20 protein-coding genes, 1 tRNA gene and 1 pseudogene are annotated in these 21,902 nt (G+C 65.3%); 9 read left to right on the forward strand and 13 right to left on the reverse strand.

Annotation, left to right across the window (positions count from 1 at the left end; genetic code table 11):
* Together BGO62_RS14705 and mobB are read right to left on the reverse strand one after the other, a co-directional pair.
* Positions 1-306, reverse strand: a pseudogene (locus BGO62_RS14705) (molybdopterin molybdenumtransferase MoeA); the annotation flags it as partial.
* Positions 281-781, reverse strand: coding sequence for a molybdopterin-guanine dinucleotide biosynthesis protein B (mobB, locus tag BGO62_RS14710; RefSeq protein WP_296643851.1), 501 nt, complete (start codon positions 779-781; stop codon positions 281-283). The pseudogene BGO62_RS14705 and the gene mobB, both read right to left, overlap by 26 nt.
* 69 nt (positions 782-850) lie before the next feature.
* On the opposite strand from mobB, the gene moaA reads away from it, so the two are divergent.
* Positions 851-1,834 carry a GTP 3',8-cyclase MoaA gene (gene moaA, locus BGO62_RS14715; protein ID WP_296643853.1) on the forward strand — a complete coding sequence of 328 codons (984 nt, stop codon included), beginning with the start codon at positions 851-853 and terminating at the stop codon, positions 1,832-1,834.
* Between the two features lie 9 nt (positions 1,835-1,843).
* Here moaA and senA read toward each other — a convergent pair whose 3' ends face one another.
* Positions 1,844-3,001, reverse strand: a complete 1,158-nt coding sequence (gene senA / locus BGO62_RS14720; protein ID WP_296643856.1) for a selenoneine synthase SenA — start codon at positions 2,999-3,001, stop codon at positions 1,844-1,846.
* Between the two features lie 66 nt (positions 3,002-3,067).
* Here senA and selD point away from each other — a divergent pair, with 66 nt between their 5' ends.
* The 5 genes from selD (at position 3,068) to BGO62_RS14745 (ending at position 8,058) form a co-directional block, all read left to right on the forward strand.
* Complete coding sequence (gene selD, locus BGO62_RS14725) at positions 3,068-4,138, forward strand: selenide, water dikinase SelD (RefSeq protein WP_296643858.1); 1,071 nt, start codon at positions 3,068-3,070, stop codon at positions 4,136-4,138.
* Complete coding sequence (egtD, locus tag BGO62_RS14730; RefSeq protein WP_296643861.1) at positions 4,139-5,080, forward strand: L-histidine N(alpha)-methyltransferase; 942 nt, start codon at positions 4,139-4,141, stop codon at positions 5,078-5,080.
* A gap of 109 nt (positions 5,081-5,189) precedes the next feature.
* Positions 5,190-6,656, forward strand: a complete 1,467-nt coding sequence (locus tag BGO62_RS14735; protein WP_296643863.1) for a protein adenylyltransferase SelO — start codon at positions 5,190-5,192, stop codon at positions 6,654-6,656.
* Positions 6,653-7,375, forward strand: coding sequence for a hypothetical protein (locus BGO62_RS14740; protein WP_296643865.1), 723 nt, complete (start codon positions 6,653-6,655; stop codon positions 7,373-7,375). The genes BGO62_RS14735 and BGO62_RS14740 overlap by 4 nt, the downstream gene beginning before the upstream one ends.
* Complete coding sequence (locus tag BGO62_RS14745; protein WP_296643867.1) at positions 7,375-8,058, forward strand: DUF6499 domain-containing protein; 684 nt, start codon at positions 7,375-7,377, stop codon at positions 8,056-8,058. The genes BGO62_RS14740 and BGO62_RS14745 overlap by 1 nt, the downstream gene beginning before the upstream one ends.
* A 51-nt stretch (positions 8,059-8,109) precedes the next feature.
* On the opposite strand, the gene BGO62_RS14750 is transcribed toward BGO62_RS14745, so the two are convergent.
* The 10 genes from BGO62_RS14750 to thrS all read right to left on the reverse strand — a co-directional run bounded on the left by BGO62_RS14750 (position 8,110) and on the right by thrS (position 16,364).
* Positions 8,110-8,694: a Fe-Mn family superoxide dismutase gene (locus tag BGO62_RS14750; protein WP_296643869.1), complete on the reverse strand. Its 585-nt coding sequence runs from the start codon at positions 8,692-8,694 to the stop codon at positions 8,110-8,112.
* A gap of 135 nt (positions 8,695-8,829) precedes the next feature.
* Positions 8,830-8,906, reverse strand: a tRNA-Pro gene (locus BGO62_RS14755).
* Between the two features lie 47 nt (positions 8,907-8,953).
* Entirely contained in the window at positions 8,954-9,307 is a 354-nt protein-coding gene (locus BGO62_RS14760; RefSeq protein ID WP_296643873.1) for a MerR family transcriptional regulator, read from the reverse strand.
* Positions 9,285-9,596: an integration host factor subunit alpha gene (locus tag BGO62_RS14765; protein WP_296643876.1), complete on the reverse strand. Its 312-nt coding sequence runs from the start codon at positions 9,594-9,596 to the stop codon at positions 9,285-9,287. The genes BGO62_RS14760 and BGO62_RS14765 overlap by 23 nt, the downstream gene beginning before the upstream one ends.
* A 36-nt stretch (positions 9,597-9,632) precedes the next feature.
* Positions 9,633-11,978 carry a phenylalanine--tRNA ligase subunit beta gene (gene pheT, locus BGO62_RS14770; protein ID WP_296643877.1) on the reverse strand — a complete coding sequence of 782 codons (2,346 nt, stop codon included), beginning with the start codon at positions 11,976-11,978 and terminating at the stop codon, positions 9,633-9,635.
* 16 nt (positions 11,979-11,994) lie between these two features.
* Positions 11,995-13,014, reverse strand: a complete 1,020-nt coding sequence (locus BGO62_RS14775; RefSeq protein ID WP_296643879.1) for a phenylalanine--tRNA ligase subunit alpha — start codon at positions 13,012-13,014, stop codon at positions 11,995-11,997.
* Positions 13,015-13,083: 69 nt separating this feature from the next.
* On the reverse strand, positions 13,084-13,443 hold the full coding sequence (gene rplT, locus BGO62_RS14780) for a 50S ribosomal protein L20 (protein WP_018077478.1): 360 nt from the start codon (positions 13,441-13,443) through the stop codon (positions 13,084-13,086).
* A 12-nt stretch (positions 13,444-13,455) separates the two neighbouring features.
* Positions 13,456-13,653 (reverse strand): 50S ribosomal protein L35, encoded by a 198-nt coding sequence (gene rpmI / locus BGO62_RS14785; RefSeq protein ID WP_011311521.1) that lies wholly within the window; start codon positions 13,651-13,653, stop codon positions 13,456-13,458.
* Positions 13,654-13,809: 156 nt separating this feature from the next.
* Entirely contained in the window at positions 13,810-14,334 is a 525-nt protein-coding gene (gene infC / locus BGO62_RS14790; protein ID WP_296643891.1) for a translation initiation factor IF-3, read from the reverse strand.
* A 122-nt stretch (positions 14,335-14,456) separates the two neighbouring features.
* A complete protein-coding gene (gene thrS, locus BGO62_RS14795; RefSeq protein WP_296643883.1) occupies positions 14,457-16,364 on the reverse strand; it encodes a threonine--tRNA ligase in 1,908 nt (635 codons plus the stop codon).
* A 584-nt stretch (positions 16,365-16,948) separates the two neighbouring features.
* Between thrS and BGO62_RS14800 the strand changes: the two genes are divergently transcribed.
* Genes BGO62_RS14800 through BGO62_RS14810 form a run of 3 tightly spaced genes read left to right on the forward strand, consistent with a single transcriptional unit; the run spans position 16,949 to position 21,858 of the window.
* Positions 16,949-19,843: a monovalent cation/H+ antiporter subunit A gene (locus tag BGO62_RS14800; RefSeq protein ID WP_296643885.1), complete on the forward strand. Its 2,895-nt coding sequence runs from the start codon at positions 16,949-16,951 to the stop codon at positions 19,841-19,843.
* Positions 19,843-20,190 (forward strand): Na+/H+ antiporter subunit C, encoded by a 348-nt coding sequence (locus BGO62_RS14805; RefSeq protein WP_296643887.1) that lies wholly within the window; start codon positions 19,843-19,845, stop codon positions 20,188-20,190. The genes BGO62_RS14800 and BGO62_RS14805 overlap by 1 nt, the downstream gene beginning before the upstream one ends.
* A 48-nt stretch (positions 20,191-20,238) precedes the next feature.
* Complete coding sequence (locus BGO62_RS14810) at positions 20,239-21,858, forward strand: monovalent cation/H+ antiporter subunit D (RefSeq protein WP_296643889.1); 1,620 nt, start codon at positions 20,239-20,241, stop codon at positions 21,856-21,858.
* The last annotated feature ends 44 nt before the right edge of the window (positions 21,859-21,902 follow it).

Below are 21,902 nucleotides of genomic sequence, written 5' to 3' on the forward strand. Positions count from 1 at the left end.
GGCGCCCGGCGGCACCGGCGCGCCGGTGAAGATGCGCGCCGCGGTGCCGGGCTGCAGCGGCTGGCCGACCGCGCCGGCCAGGATGCGCTGCGACAGGGGCAGCCTGACGCCCGGATGCGCCACGTCGGCCAGGCGTACGGCGTAGCCGTCCATCGCGCTGTTGTCCGCCGGCGGCACGGCAATCGCGGAGGTCTGGGGGGCGGCGAGCACGCGCCCGAGCGCCGCGGTGATGGCGACGGTTTCGGTTGCGGCCGGGCCGCGCGCGCGTTCGAGCAGGGCATCAAGCAGTTGGTCGGCTGAGAGCATGGTTCAGAATGAAGTCCGTAAGAGATGGAATGGCATCGATGTCGATGCGGGGAAAGCCGTTGGGCGGCTCGGCGTCGGACGCCACCGCCAGAATCTGCCGGTCTTCGGGAAACAGCCAGGGTTTCCCGGTCTCGGCGCGATGCACTTCCAGCTTCGGGATGGCCTCGCGCTTGTAGCCTTCGACCAGCACCAGGTCGCACGGCGGCAGTGCCGCCAGCAAATCATCCAGCACGGGCGGCGTGTTGCGATGCTCGGTCAGCACCGCCGTGCGGTGATCGGAGGCCAGCAGCACCGCCGCCGCACCCGCCGCGCGCGCGCGCCAGCTGTCCTTGCCGGGGCGGTCGATGTCGAAATCGTGATGGGTGTGCTTGATTACTGCCGCGCGCACGCCGCGCGCGGCCAGTTGCGGCAGCACGCGCTCGATCAGCGTGGTCTTGCCGCTGCCGCTGTAACCTGCGATGCCGAATACTTTCATTGCACGATCCCCCCAAGCTTGTTATATTTTTCCATATATAACCCATTCCTGCCAACCACAGCCGACATCATGAACGCACCCGTTCTCACCGATCAGTTTGGCCGCCGTATCGACTACGTGCGGCTGTCGGTGACGGACCGCTGCGATCTGCGCTGCAGCTACTGCATGCCGGAAGGCTTCAAGGGGTTTGAAGAACCCGAACACTGGCTCGGCTTCGACGAGATCGAACGCCTGATCGGCGCATTCGCCCGCCTGGGGGTGAGCCGCATCCGCCTCACCGGCGGCGAGCCGCTGCTGCGGCGCAACATTGCCGAACTGGCCGGTCGCATCGCCGCCCTGCCCGGCATTCAGGACCTGTCGCTGTCGACCAACGCCACCCGGCTCGACAAGCATGCGCAGGCCTTGAAGGCCGCCGGCGTGACGCGGCTCAACGTCAGCCTCGACTCGCTGCAGCAGGCGCGGGTGGAAAAAATCAACGGCCGCGACGTGCTCGCCAAGGTGATGGCTGGGCTGGCGGCGGCGCAGGACGCCGGCTTCGCGCCGATCAAGCTCAACATGGTGGCACTCGCCGGCAGCAACGAAGACGAGATCGACAAAATGGTCGCCTTCTGCATGCAGCGCGGCTTCGTGTTGCGGCTGATCGAAGCGATGCCGATGGGCGAAACCGGGCGCAATGCCGAATACCTGGACCTGCAGCCGGTGAAGGAGCGCCTGCGCACGCAGTTCGAGCTGGTCGAGACCACCCTGCCCGGCGCCGGGCCGGCGCGTTACCTCGGCACCCCGGACGGCCGTTTCAACGTCGGCTTCATCACCCCCATCTCGCAGCATTTCTGCCAGACCTGCAACCGCATCCGCGTTGCCGTCGACGGCACCGCCTACATGTGCCTGGGCCAGGAAGAGAAATTCGAATTCCGCCCCTTGCTGCGCAGCGGCTGCAGCGACGCCGCGCTCGACGCCGCCATTCTCGAAGCGATCAACCTCAAGCCGGAACGCCACGAGTTCCGCGAAGCACCGCACAAGATCCTGCGCTTCATGTCGATGACCGGCGGCTGAGCCGCAGCCTCAATCCGCGCTCACGGTACGCAAGCCGGCGAAGGGATCGCGCCGCTCGGGCAAATAGAAATTGCGGAAGCCGGGGCGCTTGAGCGACGGATCGGTGAACGGTCCGCCGCCGCGCAATTCGCCGTGCGTGTGAAACCAGGGCTGCGCGTAATCCCGGTAGGGGTCGGGCGCAAACCCCGGATACGGCGCGAACGCGTCGCGCAGCCATTCCCACGCCATGCCGCTGCGAAATTCCGGCCGCTGCGTTGCCCGCAGCCACTGCGCTGCGGCGGGCAGCCGCCGCCCCATCCAGGCGGCGCAGGCCTCGGCCTCATAACGGTTCACGTGCAGCATGGGCCGGTCTGCGCCGAGCGGCAGCCAGCGGTCGAAGCGGCGCACCTGCCAGGCAGCATTTTGCCGCCGCCAGTAGACGGGATGGCAGGCGCCGCAGGCGACCCGCCAGGCCAGGCCTGCATCCGACCACCCCGCGCTGCGCCGGTAACCGCCGGCGTCGACGAACTCGGCGAAAGCCGCTTCCGACAGCGGGCTCGCGTCGATATCGAATGCCGGGACCGGCACCGGATGACGCCACTTCTCGTTGTCGAAAATGAAGCCCTCGCCGCTCCCGCTGCCCAGTTCCACCTCGCCCGCGGCGAACGCCAGCCGCGCCACCGGCAGCGCGCCGGAAACATCGGGCCGCACGGGCGGCGCATAGCCCAGATTCTGGAATGCCATCCACCAGGCCTCGACGTGCATCAGTTCGTGATACAGGCACAACTCGGCGAAATACGCGAGCTCGGGGTCGAGTCCGCTGCGCAGGCGAGCGGCCACGGCGGCGGCGACCCGCTCGGCGTATTCGTCGACCGCGGCAGGTTCGGGCAAGGCCAGATCCCAGCGGCGATCGTGCGCAACGCTGGAAGAATCGTACAGCGCGTCGGCCGCCGCCAGCAGGCTGGCCGCAAACCCGCCGCCGGGCCGTGCCCGCAGGCACCATCGCTCCTGAAACCAGACGATGTGCCCGTATTCCCACAGCGGCGGATTCAGATGCCCGGCGCGCGGCCCCAGCCAGCCGCCCGCGGGCAGGCAGTCGATCAATGCCCGCAGCTGGCCGCGCGCCTGCGCCAGCCGAGCAATGAGCTGGTTCGCCGTATGGCCGCTGACGGGTCGGGTTCGGTTCATGCTATATAGATGCACTATGTCCAACCGAATTCTAGGCGCCCCTCCCGCGACGGGCGAATTCCGACAATGAGCAATTCCATTCCCGATCAGCCCATCCGATTGACCCAGTTTTCCCATGGCGGCGGATGCGGCTGCAAGATCGCGCCCGCCGTATTGCGCGACATCCTGGCCGATACGCCCTTCGCCTCGCACATGGCGACGGCCTATCCCGATCTGCTGGTCGGCATCGAGCACGGCGACGACGCCGCGGTCTACCGCCTCAACGACGAGCAGGCGATCGTGGCGACCACCGATTTCTTCATGCCCATCGTCGACGACGCCTTCGAGTTCGGCCGCATCGCCGCCACCAATGCGCTGTCCGACGTCTATGCCATGGGCGGGCGGCCGCTGTTCGCCCTGGCCATCGTCGGCATGCCGATCGGCAAGCTGCCCAACGAGGTCATCCGGCAGATCCTCGCCGGCGGCGAAGCGGTGTGCAAGGCGGCCGGCATCCCCATCGCCGGCGGCCATTCGATCGACGCCCCGGAGCCGATCTACGGGCTGGTCGGCATCGGCGTGGTGGACCCGCGCAGGGTCAAGCAGAACAGCGGCGGCCAGGCCGGCGACCACCTGATCATCGGCAAACCGCTGGGCGTGGGCATCTACAGCGCGGCGCTGAAAAAAGGCCTGCTCAGCGCCGAGCAATACGCGGCGATGATCGCCGCCACCACCCAGCTCAACACCGCCGGCGCCGATCTGGCCGCAACCGCGGGCGTGCACGCGATGACCGACATCACCGGCTTCGGCCTGCTCGGCCACCTGCTCGAAATCACCCGCGCATCGAACGTTTCGGCCCAGGTCGGGCTGGGCCGCCTGCCCCTGCTGCCCGGCGTCGCCGAACTGGCGCAGGGCGGCCATGTCACCGGCGCCAGCGGGCGCAACTGGGCGAGCTACGGCAGCGAAGTGAGCCTGGCTGGCGGCATCGCCGACTGGCAGCAGGCCCTGCTCACCGACCCACAGACCAGCGGCGGCCTGCTGGTGAGTTGCGCCACCGCGGCGCGCGACACGGTGCTGGAAACCTTCCGGCGGCACGGCTTCGCGCAGGCGGCGGAAATCGGCCGCCTGCAGGCCGGCCGCGATGTTGCGATCAGCGTCTGAGTGGCGTTCACCTTTCGGGACTTTCCCGTCGCCGCCGACGATTTGCGCAGCGACGTGCTGGCCGGCCTCGCCGCCTGCCCCAAATCCATTCCGCCGAAATATTTCTATGACGAGGCGGGCTGCCGTCTGTTCGAGGCCATTTGCGCGCAGCCCGAATATGCCCTCTGCCGCACCGAGCGGGCGCTCATGGCCTCCCGCCTGCCCGACATCGCGGCCGCCGTCGGCCCGCTCGACTGCATCGTCGAGCCGGGCGCCGGCGAGTGCAGCAAAGTGCGCCTGCTGCTCGATGCCCTGCAGCCTGCCCACCTCGTCGTCCTGGACATCGCCGGCGCCCCGCTGGCCGCCGCCGCGCAAGCCCTCGCCCACGCTTACCCGCAACTTGCCGTCACCGCGCTGGGCATGGATTTCATCCGCGACCTGGAAGCCGCGGCCCCCTGCCTGCCGCCCGGCCGGCGGCTGATCTATTACCCCGGCTCCAGCATCGGCAACTTCGCGCCCGACACGGCGACCGCCCTGCTCGCGCGCTTCCGCCGGCTGGCCGGCGCCGATGGGCGCCTGCTCATCGGCTTCGACCTCAAGAAAGATCCGCTGCTGCTGCACGCCGCCTATAACGACGCCGCCGGCATCACCGCCGCCTTCAACCTCAACCTCCTCGAACGCCTGAACCGCGAACTGGACGCCGATTTCGACCCCACCCGATTCCGCCACTATGCCTTCTACAATCCGGTCGCCGGCCGCATCGAGATGCATCTGGTCAGCCTTGCCGCGCAGACGGTGAGCGTAGCCGGACGGCGTTTCCATTTCGCCCTCGGCGAGACGCTGCATACCGAGCATTCCTACAAGTTCCGACGCGACGAATTCAGCACGATTGCGGGAAACGCCGGCTGGAAACTGGTGGACGATTGGGAACAGCAGGGATTCGCTGTCCAGCTGTACGGGTAGGCCAGCGCGTACCGGGCAAGCCGGAATGCGCTTCATGGCGCCCCCGGTGGATGGGTAACCCTGCCGTCGGGCGGGTCGCACAAACCCGGCCAGGCCTTAGAATTTCCCCATGCCCAAACTTGAATCGCTGGCCTTCGACAACGGCTTTGCCCGCCTGCCGGAAATCTTTTATTCGCGCGTCTGCCCCACGCCCGTCCCCGACCCTTATCTCGTCTGCCACAGCCCGCAAGCGCTGGCGCTGCTCGACCTCGACGACAGCGAAATCGCCCGCCCCGAACTGATCCGCACGCTGGCCGGCAATCAATCGCTGCCGGGGATGGACGCGCTCGCCGCGCTGTATGCCGGGCACCAGTTCGGCCACTACGTGCCGCAGCTCGGCGACGGCCGCGCGATCCTGCTGGGCGAAGTGAAGAATGCCGCCGGCGAAGGCTGGGAAGTGCAGCTGAAGGGCGCCGGGCGCACCCCCTACTCGCGCGGCGGCGACGGCCGCGCGGTACTGCGTTCGAGCATCCGCGAATTCCTCTGTTCCGAAGCCATGCACGCGCTCGGCATCCCCACCACGCGCGCCCTCGCCATCGTCGGCAGCGATCATCCGGTCTACCGCGAGGAGATCGAAACCGCCGCGCTGGTGACGCGGCTGGCGCCGAGCTTCGTGCGCTTCGGCTCGTTCGAGGTGTTCTACTACAGGAACCAGATCGAACCGATCCGCCAGCTGGCCGACTACGTCATCGCGCGCTACTACCCCGAACTGGCAAGCCGCGCCGAACCCCACGCCGAGCTGCTGCGCGAAGTCGCCCGCCGCACCGCCGAGCTGATGGCGCAGTGGCAGGCGGTCGGCTTTTCGCACGGCGTGATGAACACCGACAACATGTCCATCCTCGGCCTGACGCTCGACTACGGCCCGTTCGGCTTCCTCGACGCCTTCGACCCCGGCTTCGTCTGCAACCATTCCGACAGCGGCGGGCGCTACGCCTTCGACCAGCAGCCCGACGTCGCCGCGTGGAATCTCACCAAGCTCGCGCAGACGCTGGTGCCGCTGCTGTCGGTGGAAGCCGCGTCGCAGACAATCGGCGACTATCCGCGGCAATTCGGCCAGGCCTACCTCGCCCGCATGGCCGAAAAATTCGGCCTCACGCCCGGCGAGGACCTGGTGCCGATCCTCACGGATGCGCTGCAGCTGCTCGCGCAAAACCGCGTCGACTACACGATCTTCATGCGCCGCCTGTGCGATTTCGACAGCAGCCCCGACGCCGTCAACCCGCCGCTGCGCGACCTTTTCCTCGACCGCACGGCGTTCGACGCCTGGGCGGCACGCTACGCCGCCGCGCTGCGCCAGTTGGGTTCGGTGGATGCCGAGCGCGGCCAGGCGATGCGGCGCGTCAATCCGAAATACATCCTGCGCAACCACCTGGCCGAAATCGCCATCCGCCGCGCCGTGGACGAACGCGATTACAGCGAGGTCAATCGCCTGCACGCGCTGCTGACGCGCCCGTTCGACGAGCAGCCGGATTACGAGGCTTACGCCGCCGAACCACCTGACTGGGCAAGGAAGATCGAGGTAAGCTGCTCTTCGTGAACCGCATCCCTGCCCTGTTCGCCTGTCTGCTGGCCTGTGCGCTGCTCGCCGCCTGCGCCAGCCAGCCCATCCAGCGCAAGGACGGCAGCCACAGCGTACACAGTTTCAGCATCAAGGATCTGGCCAAAGGCGATGTCGACAATGTGATCGAGATCCACCAGCAGGAAGTCATCGCCACCCTCAAGACACTGACGCTCAAGCTCTATCGCCGCAACCCCGGCGAATGGCGCAAATCCGGCTTTGCCGGCGCCGACGAAGCAGCGGCGGCCCTGTTCAGGCCGCTCTCGCACTGGCATCTGTCGCCGCAAAAGGATCTTGGCTGGGAAACTGCCCTGCGCGCAGCCTGGCGCGAAGATTACACGGCCGATCGGGTGAAGGCGCTGATGGGCGGCCTGCTGATCATGCACATGGCGGCATTCAATCATCAGACCGAGTTTTACCTGTTGACCGAAGTGGATGCCCAGAGACTCTACAACGCCGCACGCAATACCGAGGCGGTGGTCTGGAAGCTCGCCACCGCCAGAAATCTGCGCGGCGATCTCCTGCTGCTATCCAATGGTGCCGACGAGAACGGTGTAGCCAACCTCAGCTTCGAGCGCGAATTCGGCAAGCTCATCGGCATCCAGGACACGCTGGCCAGAATCATCGAGGACAAGAGTAACCGGGCCATCCGCTTCGGCGTCGTCAACGTCGCCACCATGGCCTTCCTGCCGATCTGATGGACACCGATGCCTACGCGTATTGTGTTGATCTCACGCGCGACCAGTGGGCGTGGGAATTCCTGCGCCGCAATCCCGCCTACCGGCGCGACTACGCAGCCTTCATCGCCATCTGGCGCGCCCTCGAAGCCGACTATGGCGCGCCGCCGAATCGCGATTTCTCGAAATGGAAGCAGGACCCGCACGCCTACGGCCCGCTGCCCGGCGACGCCGGACTCGCCGGATCCACTGGCGAGCTATGCGTAGTGGAAGACGACCGCGTGCTGCTCGAATGCTGGATGGGCGCGAAATGGGGCTTCTACAAATTCCCCCTCGATCCCGAACGCGTCGCGCCCGGCCCGGACGAACTGTCGTGGCGTCCGCCGCCGCAGTCAGGCGTTGAAATCGAAGCGCCCTGGCGCGTCGACCTCACGTTCGACCTCTCGCTGCCGCTGCCGCCGCAACTGGATGCGGCGAAATTCCGCCTGATCGGCCGCGCAGCCGAACTGCGCCGCCAAGGTCTGGCTGCGCCGATGACTGTGGCAAACCAGCGCGCGCGCTGGACGCGCATGCTGCGCCTGCTGGACGGCAAGGAATCGCCGAATACGGAGAATTGGCTCCTGCTGCGCGAAGCGCAGGCAATGGCCGATCATGGTTATTTAGACATCCTGCGACTGGCGGATGCCGGCGCAGGCACAAAATAAAACCGGAGCATTGCGCCCCGGTTTTTTGCTTCGCCCGACCAGGAAACTGGGTCAGGCGAAATTCGCTTCGGCGAACTTCCAGTTCACCAGGTTGTTGAGGAAGGTCTCGACGAACTTGGGACGCAGGTTGCGGTAGTCGATGTAGTAGGCGTGCTCCCACACGTCGACGCACAGCAGCGCCTTGTCGCCGGTGGTCAGCGGGGTGCCGGCAGCGCCCATGTTAACGATGTCGACCGAGCCGTCTGCCTTCTTCACCAGCCAGGTCCAGCCGGAACCGAAGTTGCCCACGGCGCTGGCCTGGAAGGCCTTCTTGAACTCGTCCAGCGAGCCCCATTTCTGGTTGATGGCATCGGCCAGGGCGCCGGAGGGGGCGCCGCCGCCGTTGGGGGTCAGGCAGTTCCAGAAGAAGCTGTGGTTCCACACCTGCGCCGCGTTGTTGTAGATGCCGCCGGCGGGCGCGCTCTTGACGATGTCCTCGAGCGACTTGGTCTCGAAGTCGGTTCCCTTGATCAGGTTGTTGAGGTTGGTCACGTAGGCCTGATGGTGCTTGGCGTAGTGGTATTCGAAAGTCTCCTGGGACATGTGCGGCGCGAGCGCGTCCATGGCAAAGGGCAGTGCGGGCAAAGTGTGTTCCATAACTCTCTCCTGATATGAACAAACGATAAATATAGTGCCTGTACCGGACATTGCAGATGTCGCAACGGCAACAGGGTTTCTGTCGCTGCAAAGAAAAAGGGCCGGGATAACCCGACCCTATCTCTCTGATTTTATTGGTCGGGGCGAGAAGATTCGAACTTCCGACCCCTTGCACCCCATGCAAGTGCGCTACCAGGCTGCGCTACGCCCCGACGAAGCCCAAGATTCTAACAGATGACCGGCACGACACGGAAGCCCGTCAGCCCAATATTTTCAGGATGGCGGTGATTTCAGCGCGCAATCTGCCGGCATCCAGCTCGGAAGCGGCAGCGACGGGAGCGAGGTCGGCGTCGTGCTCGAGGCGTTGGCGCGCGCCGCTGATGGTGAAGCCCTCTTCATACAGCAGTTCGCGGATGCGGCGGATCAGCAGCACCTCGTGGTGCTGGTAATAACGCCGGTTGCCGCGCCGCTTGACCGGGCGCAGCTGGGTGAATTCCTGTTCCCAGTAACGCAGCACGTGCGCCTTGACGGCGCACAGCTCCGACACTTCACCGATGGTGAAATAGCGTTTGGCCGGAATCGGCGGCAGTTCACTCCGCGCTGGGCGTTCCAATTTGGGCGCCTTCGACCTGGGATTTGAGTTTCTGGCTGGCGTGGAAGGTCACCACGCGACGCGCGGAAATCGGCATTTCTTCGCCGGTCTTGGGGTTGCGGCCCGGGCGCTGCGGCTTTTCCCGGCACTGGAAATTGCCGAAACCGGACAGTTTGACGATGTCGCCCTTTTCGAGCGACAAGCGGATTTCATCGAAAAACGATTCGACGACATCCTTGGCTTCGCGTTTATTCAAACCCACTTTTTCGAACAGCAGTTCGGCCAGATCAGCTTTTGTCAGGGTGGTCATGGTCGTGTTGGCAGGGATGGCTCGTGAGAAAAAGCGTCACGCACGCAAGCTGGCATTGCACTGACGAAGCGCGGCGTTGATCAGTTTTTGCACTGCGCCCTCCACTTCCTGATCCGTCAATGTGCGTTCAGTATCTTGCATAACTACCCGAATAGCAAGGCTTTTTTGGTTTTCCCCCATGCCTTTCCCGCGATAGTCGTCGAACACCTCGATCGACTGCACCTGGGCAGACGCGGCCTCGCGTAACACGGCCAGCAGTTCGCCGGCCGGGGTCTGGAGGTCCAGCACGAACGCCAGATCGCGCCGCACCAGCGGGAAGCGCGACAAGGCCGCATGCCGCGGCAAAGCATGCCGGGCGAGCGCCTGACAGTCGAGTTCGAACAGCAGCGGCACGGCGGGCAGATCGAAGGCCTGCACCAGGCGCGGATGCAGCGCGCCGATCCAGCCGATCGCCCGCCCCCCTGTCCACAATTCGGCGCACTGCCCCGGGTGCAGCGCGGGATGGGCGCCGCGCCGGCTGTCGAGCACGTGGCCGAACAGGCGTTCCAGGTCGCCCTTGAGATCGAAGAAATCGACGCGGCGCGCAGTTACGCCCCATTGTTCAGGTTGCACGTCGCCATAAGCGAGGCCGCCCAGCTTCATAGGCTGCTCGGACTGCGACGCATACACCCGTCCCAGTTCGAAAATGCGCACCCGTTCCTGCTGGCGGTTGAGATTATGGCGCAGCGTCTCGATCAGGCCACCCCACAGCGTGGTGCGCATCGCCGACAACTGGCTGGCGATGGGATTGGCCAGCGGCAACGGGCGGGCGTCGGCATTCAACGCCGTTTCCCACGCCGGGTCGACGAAGCTGTAGGTGATGACTTCCTGATAATCCAGTCCGGCCAGCATCTGCCGCAGGGCATCGTCGGCCAGCATGGTTTCGTCCTGTGGCAGCATGCGCGACGGCGCCGCCGGCGGCTGCGCCGGAATGTTGTCGTAACCGAACAGGCGCACCGCCTCTTCGATCAGGTCCTCCTCGATTGCCAGGTCGAAGCGGAAACTCGGCGGGGTGACGGCCAGGCAATCGCCCTGGCGCTCGACCTGCGCGCCGAGCGCGCCGAGGCCGCGCGCCACCTGATCCGCGTCGAGCTCGATGCCGGCCACACGCTTCAGCCGCGCCAGGCGCAGGGTGATCGGCTCGCGCCGCGGCAATTCGGCCACCGCTTCGGTGATCGGCCCCGGCTGGCCGCCGCAGATGTCGAGCAGCAACTGCGTTGCCCGCTCCATCGCCTGGCGCGTCGCGGCATAGTCGACGCCGCGCTCGAAACGGTGCGACGAATCGGTGGCCAAGCCCAGCCGCCGCGCACGCCCGGCAATCGCCGTCGGCGCGAAGAACGCGGCTTCGAGTAAGACATCGACCGTAACGCGCTCCACGCTGGTCGGCTGCCCGCCCATGATCCCGGCCAGCGCCACCGGGCCGCTGGCATCGGCGATCACCAGCATGTCGGGCGCCAGTTCGGCCGTCTGGCCATTCAGCAGTTCGAGTGTTTCGCCCGCACGCGCCAGCCGCACATCGATGCCGCCGTTGAGGCGCGACAGCGCGAAGGCATGCATCGGCTGGCCGAGTTCGAGCAGCACGTAATTGGTGATGTCGACCGGCGCCAGCAGCGGGCGGATGCCGCTGCGCTCCAGCCGTTCCGCCATCCAGCGCGGAGTGGGCGCCTGCGCGTCGATGCCGCGCACCACGCGCCCCAGATACAGCGGGCAGGCCCCGCTTGCCGCTACGTGCAGCGGCACCGTGTCGTGGATACGGGCCGGGGTTTCGCGTATCTGCGGCAGACGCACCTCGGCGCCGGTGATCGCCCCGACCTCGCGCGCCACGCCCTGCAGCGACAGGCAGTCCGCGCGGTTGGGGGTGAGTTTCAGGGTGATAAGGGTATCGTCGAGGTTGAGCCAGGCCCGGAAATCCTCTCCCACCGGCGCATCCGCAGGCAGCACCATCAGGCCGTCGGCCGCGCCTTCCAGGCCCAGTTCCTTGGTCGAGCACAGCATGCCGAAGGACTCGACGCCACGCACCTTGGCGACCTTGATTTCGATCCCGGGCAGCTTCGCCCCCGGACGGGCGCACGGCACCTTGAGTCCGGCCGCCGCGTTGGGCGCGCCGCACACGATGGTGACCGGCGCCGCCTCGCCGACATCGACCTGGCACACACGCAGACGGTCGGCGTCGGGGTGCTTTTCCGCCGACAGGATCTCGGCCACCACGACGCTGTTGAACGGCGGGGCGGCCGGCGTCAAGGCCTCGACTTCCAGCCCGGCCATGGTCAATGCGTGGGCCAGTTGGGGCGTATCGAGTGCAGGGTTGACGAGGCTGCGCAGCCAGGCTTCTGAAAATTGCATGATGTATGCGCCCTAATTAATTGAACTGTTTAAGGAAACGCAAATCGTTCTCGAAGAACAACCGCAAATCGTCGACGCCGTAACGCAGCATGGCGAGGCGCTCGACGCCTAGTCCGAAGGCAAAGCCGACGAACCGCTCGGTGTCGATGTCGACATGCCTGAACACATTGGGGTGCACCATGCCGCAGCCCAGCACTTCCAGCCAGCCGGTGTGCGAGCACACCCGGCAGCCCTCGCCGCCGCACATCACGCAGCCGATGTCCATTTCGGCCGACGGCTCGGTGAAGGGGAAGAAGGACGGCCGGAAGCGCACCGGCAGATCGTCGCGCTCGAAGAAGTTGCGCATGAAATCGGCGAGCACACCCTTGAGGTCGGCAAACGACACCGACTCGTCCACCCACAGGCCTTCGACCTGATGGAACATCGGCGTATGCGTGACATCGGAATCGCAGCGGTACACCCGTCCCGGCGCGATGATGCGCAGCGGCGGCCGGTGGGTCTGCATGTAGCGCACCTGCACCGGCGAAGTATGGGTGCGCAGCAACTCGCCGCTCTGCAGATAAAAGGTATCGTGCATCGCCCGCGCCGGATGGTCTTCCGGAATGTTGAGCGCGGTGAAATTGTAGAAATCGGTCTCGATCTCCGGCCCCGTCGCCACCTCGAAGCCGATCGAGCGGAACAGCGCCTGGATGCGCGTCAGCGTGCGCGACACCGGATGTACCCCGCCGCGCGCCAAGCCGCGTCCGGGCAGGCTCACGTCGAGCGTTTCGGCCGCCAGCTGACGGTCCAGTTCGGCCTGCTGCAGCGCGTCGCGACGGGTTTTGAGCGCGGCTTCCACCGCCTGCTTGGCTTCGTTGATGCGGGCGCCGGCGGTCTTGCGCTCGTCGGCGGGCATCGCGCCCAGGCTTTTCAGCAATTCGGTGAGCTGGCCGCTCTTGCCCAGATAGCCCGCCTTGACCTGTTCCAGTGCCGGCAAGTCGGAACTGGCCTGGATGGCGATAAGGGCGTCGGCAACGATTTCGTTGGGATTGCGCATGGCAATGGTCTCGTATCAATCACAAACAAAAAAAGGCCTTGCGGCCTTTTTTTGTGACGGTTTGACGGCTTACGCCGCCAGCTTGGCCTTGACCTGTTCAACGATCTTGGCAAAGGCGTCCTTGTCGAAAATCGCGATATCGGACAGCACCTTGCGGTCGATCCCGATCTCGGCGCGGCTCAAACCGTTCATGAACACGCTGTAGGTCAGACCGTGCTGCCGCGAGGCGGCGTTGATACGGGCAATCCACAGGGCGCGGAACTGGCGCTTGCGCTGACGACGGTCGCGGTACTGGTACTGACCGGCCTTCATCACCGCTTCATTGGCGACGCGGAATACGTTCTTGCGACGACCGCGATAGCCCTTGGCGGCATCGAGGATTTTCTTGTGGCTGGCGCGGGCGGTTACACCCCGTTTGACGCGTGGCATGCTTTCTCTCCTTTATGCGTAGGGCAACATGCGGGCAACCGCTTTATGGTTGCTGGCATTGACAGTTTCCATGCCGCGCAACTGGCGCTTACGCTTGGTGCTCTTCTTGGTGAGAATATGGCGCATGAACGCGTGCGAGCGCTTGAACCCGCCGCCGCCCAGCGCGCGGAACCGCTTGGCGGCGCCGCTCTTGCTTTTCATCTTAGGCATGATGCTTCCTTTTATTTCATGCGGCCAGGTGATCCCACGGCGTGGAATGCTTCACCAACCCGACTGCACGTATTGTGGCGTTTTTGATCCCGAGGGATACGAGAAACGCCGGTCTCACATTCGCTTGCACTCAAGCGAATGCAGTACAAACAACCCTTAAATCTTCTTTTTCGGCGCCAGCATCATCACCAGCTGACGGCCTTCCATCTTGGGAAACTGCTCGACCACAGCGAGTTCGGCCAGATCCGCCGACACACGCCGCAACTGGGCCATGCCGATTTCCTGGTGGGCCATTTCGCGACCCCGAAAACGCAAGGTGATTTTCGTCTTGTCGCCTTCTTCAAGAAACTTGATCAGGTTGCGCAGCTTGATCTGGTAATCGCCTTCGTCGGTACCCGGACGGAACTTGATTTCCTTGATCTGGACCTGCTTCTGCTTCAGCTTGGCTTCGTGCTGCTTCTTGCTTTCCTGATACTTGAACTTGCCGTAGTCCATGATCTTGGCCACGGGCGGCTGGGCCGTCGGGGCAATTTCAACCAGGTCAAGGTCAGCTTCTTCAGCCTGGCGCAGCGCATCGTAGATTTTCACGATGCCGAGCTGCTCGCCTTCCACACCGACCAAACGCACCTCAGGGGCAGTGATTTCGCCGTTGATGCGTGTCTGTTTCTTTTCTGTCGCGATGAGTTGTTCTCCAAATAAAAACCTGGCGCAACGCGCCGAGGCAAAAAGGCCAAACAAAAATTAAAGAAGGCGCGGGACCAATCCCCTAAACGGGACAGCCCCGACGCCTTGTTTGACCGCTGCTACTGGCGCGCCAGCGTTTCCGCTTTCAGGCGCGCCATCAAGTCATCCAAACCGAGCTGCCCCAGATCCTGGTTGCCGCGGGCACGGACGGAAACCGCACCGGTTTCCATTTCCTTGTCGCCAACGACCACCAGATAAGGCAGCTTTTGCAAGCTATGTTCGCGGATTTTATAAGTAATCTTGTTATTACTCAAGTCCGACACCGCGCGGATGCCGGCCTCGCGCAGCGCCTGGGTGACTTTTTGCGCGTAATCGGCCTGACGCTCGCTGATGTTCATCACCATCACCTGCACCGGCGCCAGCCACAGCGGGAAATTGCCGGCATGGTGCTCGATCAGGATGCCGATGAAGCGCTCCATCGAGCCGAGGATCGCGCGATGCAGCATCACCGGCGGCCTGCGGCTGTTGTCCTCGTCGACGAACTCGGCCCCCAGGCGCACCGGCAGATTGAAGTCGAGCTGGATGGTGCCGCACTGCCACAGGCGGCCGAGCGAATCCTTCAGCGTGAACTCGATCTTGGGGCCGTAGAACGCGCCCTCGCCAGGCTGCAGGTCGTAGGCAAGCTGGTTCTTGTCGAGCGCCGCCGCCAGCGCGGCTTCCGCCTTGTCCCAGGACTCGTCCGAACCGACGCGCTTGTCCGGCCGCGTCGACAGCTTCACCAGCACGTCGCTGAAGCCGAAATCGGCATAGGTCTTCTGCAGCATGACGATGAAGTCGGCCACTTCCTGCTCGATCTGGTCTTCGGTGCAGAAGATATGGGCATCGTCCTGGGTGAAGCCGCGCACGCGCATGATGCCGTGCAGCGCGCCCGAGGGCTCGTTCCTGTGACACGAGCCGAACTCGGCGAGGCGCAGCGGCAGGTCGCGATAGGAATGCAGGCCGCTGTTGAAAATCTGCACGTGGCCAGGGCAGTTCATCGGCTTCACCGCATAGTCGCGGTTTTCCGACGCGGTGGTGAACATGTTCTCGTGATAGTTCTCCCAGTGGCCGGATTTCTCCCACATGCTGCGGTCCATCACCGCCGGGGTGCGCACTTCCTGGTAGCCGTATTCGACGAACTTCTGCCGCATGTACTGCTCGATCTGCTGCCACACGATCCAGCCCTTGGGGTGCCAGAACACCATGCCGGGCGCCTCGTCCTGCATGTGCAGCAGGTCGAGCTGGCGGGCGAGCTTGCGATGGTCGCGCTTCTCGGCCTCTTCCAGACGATGCAGGTAGGCTTCGAGGTCTTCCTTCTTCGCCCATGCGGTGCCGTACACGCGCTGCAGCATCTCGTTCTTCGAGTCGCCGCGCCAGTAGGCACCGGCCAGCTTCATCAGCTTGAAGTGCTTGAGCTTGCCGGTCGACGGCACGTGCGGGCCGCGGCAGAGGTCGATGAAATCGCCCTCGCGGTACAGCGAAATATCCTCGTTGCTCGGAATCGACGCGATGATCTCGGCCTTGTAGGCCTCGCCCATGTTCTTGAAGAAGGTCACCGCCTCGTCGCGCGGCATCACGCTGCGTTCGACCGGGATGTCCTGCTTCGCCAGCTCGGCCATTTTCTTTTCGATCGCCGCGAGGTCGTCCGGCGTGAACGGGCGCTTGTACGCGAAATCGTAGTAGAAGCCGTCCTCGATCACCGGGCCGATGGTCACCTGCGCATCGGGAAACAGCGACTTCACCGCGTACGCCAGCAGGTGGGCGGTGGAATGGCGGATCATGTCGAGGCCGTCGGCATCCTTGTCGGTGACGATGGCGAGTTGCGCATCCGCATCGATCAGATGGCTGGTGTCGACCAGTTCGCCATCGACCCGCCCGGCGAGCGCCGCCTTGGCCAAGCCGGCGCCGATGCTGGACGCAACCTGCGCCACCGTGACCGGCGCATCGAACTGTCTGACGGAACCGTCGGGAAGCGTGACGTTGACCATATACGAACTCCGGGAACAAAAAAACGCGGGCCGGCCGCGCTTTTGGATACTGCTGATTTCAAAGATTGCAGGCGTACTGCGAACAGCCATGCGCCGGGTTCATCCAGTGTCGGGCGCGAGTTCGCGGCGACATTTCGCAACCTCTGGAGGCCATCCCGCCTCAATGAACATTGGTCACGATTAGAACCCGAACCCACGGCCAGCACCCGGTCAAGTTGGCGCCCCCCACTCCACGAAGCTGCGTGTGGCCCAAGACATCAACCGTGAACTACGCGAATAATTTTAGCACCCCCGCAGATCGCTAGTCCATCGGACGCCATGCGCAACGATGAAGCCCATGCCGTGCGCATCCTTAGTCCGCACGTCGGAGATGCGGCAACGGCCCCGGATCGGGCAAGCTCTGATGCTAAACTACGTCGGGTTTCGATTGCCGTTTCGAACGCGCCAAACGAAAACTCAAGCGCCGCAACGGGCCGGTTTCCCGGGAGACGGCGTTTTGTTTTGTGGAAACCGCTGCAGCCTTTTCCGTAAAATCGAGATTCGACAAGAGGCCCAGAGACGTGCTGAACAATTGTAAATAGAGCATGTCCTTGCTCCTGATTCTTCTTCTTCCGTTCGTTGGCAGCCTGTGTGCCGCCTTCCTGCCGTCCAACGCCCGCAATGCCGAAGCGTGGCTGGCCGGTATGGTCGCGCTTGCGGCCGCAGCCCTGGTGGCGAGCCTGTATCCGCAAGTTGCCGCCGAAGGCGTCATCCGCACGACCATTCCCTGGGCGCCCGGCCTGGGACTGGATTTCTCCCTGCGCATGGATGGCTACGCCTGGCTGTTCGCCATGCTGGTCACGGTGATGGGCGCGCTGGTGGTGGTCTATGCGCGCTACTACATGTCGCCGGACGATCCGGTGCCCCGTTTCTTCTCCTTTTTTCTGGCATTCATGGGAGCGATGCTCGGGGTGGTCCTGTCTGGCAACCTGCTCCAGATTGCCATGTTCTGGGAGCTGACCAGCCTCGCTTCGTTCATGCTCATCGCCTACTGGCATCACCGCGTCGACGCGCGCCGCGGCGCGCGCATGGCGCTTATCGTTACCGGCACGGGCGGGCTGGCGCTGCTGGGCGGCATGCTGCTGCTCGGGCACATGGCCGGCAGCTACGACCTGGATGCGGTTCTGGCGGCGGCAGACACGATCCAGAACCATCCCTGGTACCCGCTGACGCTGATCCTGATCGTGCTCGGCGCGCTGACCAAGAGCGCGCAGTTTCCTTTCCACTTCTGGCTGCCCCATGCCATGGCGGCGCCGACGCCGGTTTCGGCCTTTCTGCATTCCGCCACCATGGTGAAGGCCGGCGTGTTCTTGCTGGCCCGGTTCTGGCCGGTGCTGGCAGGCACCGATTTGTGGTTCTGGATCGTCGGCGGCGCCGGCCTGTGTTCGCTGCTGATCGGCGCCTACCTGGCCTTGTTCCAGCAGGACATGAAGGGCGTGCTCGCCTACTCCACCATCAGCCATCTCGGCCTCATTACGCTGCTGCTGGGAATGAACAGTCCGCTGGCGCTGGTGGCGGCGGTGTTCCATATCGTCAATCACGCCACCTTCAAGGCTTCGCTGTTCATGGCGGCGGGCATCGTCGACCATGAAACCGGCACGCGCAACATGCAGCGGCTTTCGGGGCTGTATCGGGCGATGCCGATCACCGCGACGCTGGCCGTGGTGGCGGCCGCGGCGATGGCGGGGGTGCCGCTGCTCAACGGCTTCCTGTCGAAAGAGATGTTCTTTGCCGAGACCATCTTCCTCGACCGTCCCGGCTGGCAACGCATCGGCCTGCCGCTGGCGGCGACGCTGGCGAGCATGTTCAGCGTCGCCTATTCGCTGCGCTTCATCCATCAGGTCTTCTTCGGCCCTCCGACCGATGAGCTGCCCCGTGCGCCGCACGAACCGACGCGCTGGATGCTGCTGCCGAGCGCGCTGCTGGTGCTGGCCTGCCTGCTGGTCGGGATGCTCCCCGGCATCACCGTCGGCCCCTATCTGCAAGCGGCAACCGACTCGATTCTCGGCAGCGACGCGCCGTCCTACAGCCTGGCGGTCTGGCATGGCCTCAACCTGCCGCTGCTGATGAGCGCCGCCGCATTCATCGGCGGCGTCGCGCTCTACCGCGCCTTCCTCTGGCGTACCGGCACGGAGGTACCACTGCTCGAACGCATCGACGGCAAACGCACCTTCGACTGGCTGCAGACGACGCTGATGTCGGGCGCCGAACAGGCCATGCGCTGGCTGTTTTCGCCGCGCCTGCAGATGCAGCTCCTGGTGCTCGTTCTCGTTGCCCTGGGTGGCGCACTGCTGCCCCTGCTCAACACGGGCAGTTCCTGGGGCACGCGGGAAACGACGCCCCTGCATCCGGCCTTCGCGCTGCTCTGGGTGGTCGGCGCCGCCTGCGCGCTGGCCGCCGCCTGGCAGGCCAAGCATCATCGCTTTGCCGCGCTGATCCTGTCGGGCGGCGCCGGACTGGCGACCAGCCTGACTTTCGTCTGGTTCTCCGCCCCCGACCTGGCGCTCACCCAACTCACCGTCGAAGTGGTCACCGCCGTGCTGATCCTGCTCGGCCTGCGCTGGCTGCCGCGCCGCGAAGCGCGCTTCACCCAGGGACGGCCGGAGACGGCCCGGGTGCGCCTGCGCCGCCTGCGCGACCTGCTGATCGCCGCTGCGGGCGGCCTCGGTCTTGCAGCGCTGGCCTACGCCATCCTGACCCGCCCCGACATCGATGGCATTTCGCCCTTCTTCATCGCGCAGTCCCTGCCCCAGGGCGGCGGCCTCAACGTGGTCAACGTGATCCTGGTCGATTTCCGCGGCTTCGACACCCTGGGCGAAATCACCGTGCTCGCCGTGGTCGCGCTGACCGTATTCGCCCTGCTGCGACGCTTTCGCCCGGCGCCGGAGAGCATCCCCCTGCCGCGCCAGCAGCGCGAACAGAATGCGGCGGACGGCATCGAGGAAACCCGCGTGCCCGACCCCGACGCCAAGCTGCCGGACGGCTACCTGATGCTGCCGGCGGTGCTCGTGCGCCTGCTGCTGCCGCTGGCGATGCTGGTCTCGCTGTTCTTCCTGCTGCGCGGCCACAACGCGCCGGGCGGCGGCTTCGTCGGCGGACTCGTGCTGGCCACCGCCATCATCCTGCAATACCTCGTCGGCGGCACGGTCTGGGTGGAGTCGCGCCTACGCATCCATCCCATGGTATGGATCGCGCTCGGCCTGCTCAGCGCGGCTTCGGCCGGCGCCGGGGCGTGGCTGTACGGCTATCCCTTCCTCACCAGCCTCGCCTGGCACGGCGAATTGCCGCTGCTCGGTGAGCTGCATCTGTCGAGCGTGCTGCTCTTCGATCTGGGCGTTTACATGCTGGTGGTGGGCGCGACGGTGCTGATGCTGGTGGTCATCGCCCACCAGTCGCTGCGCCGCCATCACCGCAGGGCCGGCATCGGAGGAGGAACCTGATGGAAATCGTTTTCGCCCTCGCGATCGGCGTCATGGCCGGTTCGGGCGTGTGGCTGCTGCTGCGTCCGCGCACCTTCCAAGTCATCATAGGCCTGTCGCTGCTCGCTTATGCGGTCAATCTGTTCATCTTCGGCATGGGACGGCTGCGCGTCGGCGCGGTCCCGGTGATCGACCCGCTCAAGGGCAGCAACCCCGACCTGTATACCGATCCGGTGCCGCAGGCCCTGGTATTGACCGCCATCGTCATCGGCTTCGCCACCACCGCGCTGTTCCTCGTCGTCCTGCTCGCTTCGCGCGGCTTGAACGGCACCGACCACGTCGACGGCCAGGAAACCGAAAAAGAATGATAATGATGCCGCCCCGCCTTTCGCCCCCGTCGGCCCCCGGAGCGCTACATGGGTAGCTGGCAACAACATCTGCCCATCCTGCCGGTCGTGCTTCCCCTGCTGACGGGGGCCTTGCTGCTGCTGATCAGCGAAACCCGGCACCGTCTGCGCGCCACGATTGCGCTGCTCGCCACGCTCGCCCAGCTGCTGCTGGCGCTGACGCTGCTGGCCATGACCGACGCGCACCTGCCCGCTCCCTGGCGCGGCGAGATCGCCGTCTATTCGCTCGGCAACTGGGCCGCGCCTTTCGGCATCGTGCTGGTGGCGGATCGCCTGGCGGCCATCATGCTGACGCTGACGGCGACGCTCGGATCGGCCGCCCTGATCTACTCGCTGGCACGCTGGGAGCGGGCGGGGGTGCATTACCTGCCCCTGTTCCAGTTCCTGCTGATGGGCCTGAACGGCGCCTTCCTTACCGGCGACCTGTTCAACCTGTTCGTGTTCTTCGAGGTTCTGCTAGCGGCTTCCTACGGCCTGGCGCTGCATGGTTCGGGGGTGGCGCGGGTCAAGGCCGGGCTGCACTACATCGCGGTCAATCTGGTCGCCTCGCTGCTGTTTCTGGTGGCGGCGGCGCTCATTTACGGCGTGACAGGCACGCTCAACATGGCCGAACTGGCCCTGCGCGTGCAGGCCCTCAGCCCCGACGACCGCACCCTGTTCGACATCGGCGCCGCACTGCTCGGCGTGGTATTTCTGGTCAAGGCCGGCGCCTGGCCGCTCAACTTCTGGCTGCCTGCCACCTATGCGGCGGCCTCGGCGCCGGTGGCCGGGGTATTCGCGATTCTGACCAAGGTGGGAATCTATGCCTTGTTGCGCTTCGAAACCCTGCTTCATGCGACCGGATCTCCGGCTCCCTTCGGGGGCGAATGGCTCTTCTATTGCGGCCTGGCAACCATCGCCATCGGCAGCCTCGGCATTCTCGCCACCCAGCGGCTGGAACGGCTGGCGGGATTTCTGGTGATCGTCTCGTCCGGCACCCTGCTCGCCGCCATCGGTTTCCGCGGCACCGCCCTGACCGGCCCGGCCCTGTTCTACCTGGTCAGTTCGGTACTGGGCAGCGGCGCATTTTTCATGGTGGTCGAGATGGTGCAGCGCAACCGGGCCTACGCGGCCGACCTGCTCGCCATCAGCTTCGAGGCTTTCGGTTTGCAGGATCCCGCCAGCGACACGGAGCACCCCGACGAAACGGTCGGTCTGCCGATACCGGGAGCAATGGCGTTCCTCGGGCTGACGTTCGTTTCCTGCGCGCTGCTGCTGACCGGGCTGCCCCCCCTGTCGGGCTTCGTCGCCAAGTTCTCCCTGCTCGCTGCGGCCATTGCCGAGGCGCCGGGCGGCAACCCCCTGCCTTCCTGGCTGCTTGTCGCGGCCCTGCTGCTGTCGGGCCTGGCGGGGATAATCAGCCTGTCGCGGCTGGGCGTCCGCGTATTCTGGAGCGGCGAGCGCAGCACGCCGCGCCTGCTCTGGGTCGAGGCCGGGCCGGTGGCCGGCCTGATCGCCCTCTGCGCCATCCTGGCGCTGGGTGCCGGGCCTGCCACGGACTACTTCAGGGTCACGGCCGAGTCCCTGCACAATCCCGCCGCCTACATCAATGCGGTGTTGCCGGCCGACGCCGGAGGAACCGGCGAGTGAAGCGCAAACCCCTGCTGCCGCTGCTGCCGATCGTCCTGGTCGCG

Source organism: Thiobacillus sp. 65-1402 (genome assembly GCF_001897685.1).
GTDB lineage: Bacteria > Pseudomonadota > Gammaproteobacteria > Burkholderiales > Thiobacillaceae > Thiobacillus.